This is a genomic window from Caecibacter sp. AF58-12pH5A, assembly GCF_027681725.1.
GTDB lineage: Bacteria > Bacillota > Negativicutes > Veillonellales > Megasphaeraceae > Megasphaera > Megasphaera hominis.
The window spans coordinates 1-3,426 of record NZ_JAQDBC010000071.1 but is presented as its reverse complement, the minus strand read 5'-3'; the positions used below and the strand labels follow the sequence as shown (position 1 = coordinate 3,426).

Sequence of the window (3,426 nt, the reverse complement as noted above, 5' to 3'; positions counted from 1 at the left end):
ACAAAAGAATTAAAAAATTATTGTTGACCCCTTGACTTATGGTAGCAGGTCTCTCCCCGGCCTGCCACCGGGGAAAGCCAATGCTTTTCAAATCCTAAAAAATCAATTCTTTTTCGATGATACACTTATTAAATTGAAAGTATACGGCCCGAAGGCTTTCTCTCTGTGCCTTCCCCATGTGGAGAAGGTGGGCGCGAAGCGCTCGGTAGAGGAGAAATTAGTGGTGATGACGTTGATGTAATAAAGCGGCCGATAGAGGTTGAATCCACAAAACCACGTTTGTAGCTGCTAAAAACACCGGTAAAGACCTTGGTCTTTACCGGTGGAGTGTTCTTACGGCCCTTGCGGGGGCTGGAAGTCAGGTAGTTTTTCTTCAATGGATACGTTGTGCCAGGCTTCAAAGAAGTAGGTCTGGCGGATGAGGGTGTTTGGCAGGTAGACTGCCAAAATGACGAAGGTGAGGAAGAAGATCAAGACGCTGGCGTGACTTTTTAAGGTCGGCAGGGAGATGAAGATCTTCGCGTTAAATTTGAAGATGAAGTAGCCGATGAAATAATAGATGATGGCGATGATGAGAAGCGGCACGATACCGATATCCTGAATGGTGCTCATGAGGTGCGGCAAGAAGGCCTGCGTCCGGAAGAGGAGAATCGTCATTTCCGTAATGCACTGTCCGTACAGCAGGAAATGGAGTACCTGACAGAGGGGAATGAACATGAGCAGCATGGAAAGGATGGTCGTACATGACTGGAAGAGGCGGCAATGCTTGCGTCCTGCTGTGAGCTGCTGGGCCGACATGAGGAAGAGCGCCGCATAACAGCCAAAGAGGATATCCGCCATGGGCGATAGGGATGTTGCCGTACTGCCAGCCTGCAGGTACATGAGGATTGGCGTCGTCATGGCCCAGCTCATACCGGTCAGGAACTGCGTCAGCCAAAGCCACGAAAGAAGCGTCTTGCCACTGACCCGTTGGACAACGTAAAAAATCAGCATGGGCGGAATGAGCTGCCGCGACGCCAGGCCCATATCTTTGGCATCCTGGCCAACGGACGTGCAGTAATAGAGCAAATAGCACGCGCCATAGAGAAGTATACACTGCGCAATAAAGCGCGTATTTTTATTGTGGAGAATCGAGGAAATCGTCTCTAGTACGTTCATAGGTATCCTTTTTTTGCTTAGATAAGTTGAGATACAGTCTATTATAGCACGTTACGCTGCAGATTTTAATGGAGCTGCGTGAAAATAGCCTTGTTTTTATTATATACTGCAAAGACGTTCCTCGTACAGACAAAAAAGCGAAAATATGATAACAAAATATGATGAGTTATTGAGCCAGTTCCGCCTGCAACCGCCTGTCAGCCTCAGCCAGCGTTGCGGCGTCGACACCGAGTACCCGGTCAAAAGGCGCCTCTGGTGTCACGACCTGCAACACCTGGGGCTGTAACGCCCGGACGGCCCGGGCAAAGAAGTCCAGCGAAGCTGTATCGTCGCTATACCCTTTGACCAATGTGATTTCCAAGCGGAAGATACCTGTGTAGGAGCGGCGAAAGGCTGCCATATTCGCTACGTGCTGGTCTACAGAATAGCCGGCGAGTGGCCGCTGGGCCTTTTGAAAGGCAGCGTCATTAGCCATTTTCAACTCGCCAATGACCTCCTCACACTGCTGCGCCAGTGCTGCACAGCGTGCATCTCCATACAAATAGCCATTCGACAAAAGCCGTACAGGTACGTGACAGGCATGAATCGTGTCGATTACCTTTTGCAGATCCGGATGGACAAAGGCCTCGCCGAGACAGTTGATAAACACCAAATCCGGCTGGATCACCTCAAGCCGCTTCTGCAAATCAGCCAGTGCCGAGGTCACATCACCAAAATCGTGGACCACATCCGTCTTTTCATGCGGTAACGATCGGGAGACAGGACAAAAAATACAGTTAAACGTGCAATACTTTCCAGGCAGGAGATTGACCTCCAATACCTTTTTTCCTTCTTCTATATATACAGGCTTATAGGAAAACTGGTCCATCATACACGGCCCCTTTCTTCTTGGATATAAAAATCAAGAATTTTGATATTGTAAGAAAACTGAGATTGTAAAAAACGCAGATTTTACTATTTCAACTTTCTGAGATTGTAAAAAACGTGAATTTTACAATCTCAGAATACTAGAAAAGAGCGTTCCCTGCAATAGGGAATGGTCGTATGCATTTTCATAACTGTAAAAAACACTGAAAATTTCCTGCTTAATAAAAAAACAGATGATTCCGGAAGCCCTCCACCAATAAAGGGCGGGGGGGCCTGAATCATCTGTTTCTTTGATATTATTATATATAAATTTTTCGAATCTTTCAAGATACTTGCACTACATGCATCTATCAGACGTCGATACGCTGTGATCATGCGCTACGGGAATTAAGCATGCCCTATTTTCTCGGACAGATCCTTTTCCTGCCGTCCCGGCACGCTGGCGGAGAGGTAGCTTTCGCTGCAGACCAGACAGCGCTGGCAAGGGACGAGTGCAGTTCGTCATTTCAAAAAAATGTGCCGTAATACATTAGAAAAATATGTTATACTAAGAATATATAAGCTAACGAAAGAAGGCGATTCCTGTGAATCTATTGGAAGAAGTCATGACGGCTGCAGAAGCAGCTGAAAAATGGCAAATGAATCCGCGGACAGTTCAGCAATCGTGTACGGGATATAAGGGAGGGAAATCGCGCTTTACAGAAGACGAAGCTAGAAAAGCCGGGCGTATCTGGCTGGTAACCAAGGCTGGAATGGAAAGAGTATTTGGTCCGGAACCGCAGCATGAAGAGTAAATAAGGGTAGAATATGACAATATCGGGAATCTTCTTTGCAACATGGTTGCACCTGCCTATACGATTTTGCGGACGTCCGCAACATGGATCACTCTTCAACTAGCGCATGGCTAAAATTTATAAATTCTAAAGGTAATATAGTGGCCGATTGTATCAAAGAGAAAATAGAGGTGCTGAAAGATGAGATTGTCGACTGAAAAAGAATTAAAATGGTGGGAAATTCATGATAAAATTTATCCCTATCTTAACGACAAAGGTCAAGTTAAAGACAATGCGCCGGATTGGGCCAAAGAACTTTACGGGGAATGGAAAAAACGGTTACAAGAAATGCGGGAAGAAATGATTGAAGAAGAAAAAAAGAACGGCAGTATTGAATACTAAAAATAAGCACTGAAGCACTCAGAAATGAGTGCTTTTTTATTGCCCGAAAGAAGAAGGTGAGCGCGGTGGCTTACATTTCGGCGGAATCGATAGCTATTCACGGTTTTTGGAAATTATTTTAGCTAAATGATTCAAACAAACATTTTGGAGGAGGTATCAGTTTATATAGGGGCTGTGAAATAACGCCCCTATAAAAACGAATGAGGATCACTGGCTCGAAAGAGCC

The 3,426-nt window shown here is 45.7% G+C and carries 4 protein-coding genes; 2 read left to right on the top strand and 2 right to left on the bottom strand.

What is annotated here, in order from left to right:
* Nucleotides 1–333 precede the first annotated feature (333 nt).
* The gene (locus PGX44_RS13770; RefSeq protein ID WP_288298854.1) at nucleotides 334–1,158 is read right to left on the bottom strand and encodes a hypothetical protein; all 825 of its coding nucleotides are present in this window, start codon (nucleotides 1,156–1,158) and stop codon (nucleotides 334–336) included.
* 166 nt (nucleotides 1,159–1,324) lie between these two features.
* Nucleotides 1,325–2,029: a radical SAM protein gene (locus PGX44_RS13765; protein ID WP_498855819.1), complete on the bottom strand. Its 705-nt coding sequence runs from the start codon at nucleotides 2,027–2,029 to the stop codon at nucleotides 1,325–1,327.
* Nucleotides 2,030–2,609: 580 nt separating this feature from the next.
* Between PGX44_RS13765 and PGX44_RS13760 the strand changes: the two genes are divergently transcribed.
* On the top strand, nucleotides 2,610–2,819 hold the full coding sequence (locus PGX44_RS13760; RefSeq protein ID WP_498855818.1) for a helix-turn-helix domain-containing protein: 210 nt from the start codon (nucleotides 2,610–2,612) through the stop codon (nucleotides 2,817–2,819).
* Nucleotides 2,820–2,999: 180 nt separating this feature from the next.
* A complete protein-coding gene (locus PGX44_RS13755; protein ID WP_498855817.1) occupies nucleotides 3,000–3,200 on the top strand; it encodes a hypothetical protein in 201 nt (66 codons plus the stop codon).
* Nucleotides 3,201–3,426: the final 226 nt, after the last annotated feature.

Coding starts and splice junctions, on each gene's coding strand:
- PGX44_RS13755 (WP_498855817.1), top strand. CDS start 3,000: ATGAGATTGTCGACTGAAAAAGAATTAAAATGGTGGGAAATTCATGAT.
- PGX44_RS13770 (WP_288298854.1), bottom strand. CDS start 1,158: ATGAACGTACTAGAGACGATTTCCTCGATTCTCCACAATAAAAATACG.
- PGX44_RS13765 (WP_498855819.1), bottom strand. CDS start 2,029: ATGATGGACCAGTTTTCCTATAAGCCTGTATATATAGAAGAAGGAAAA.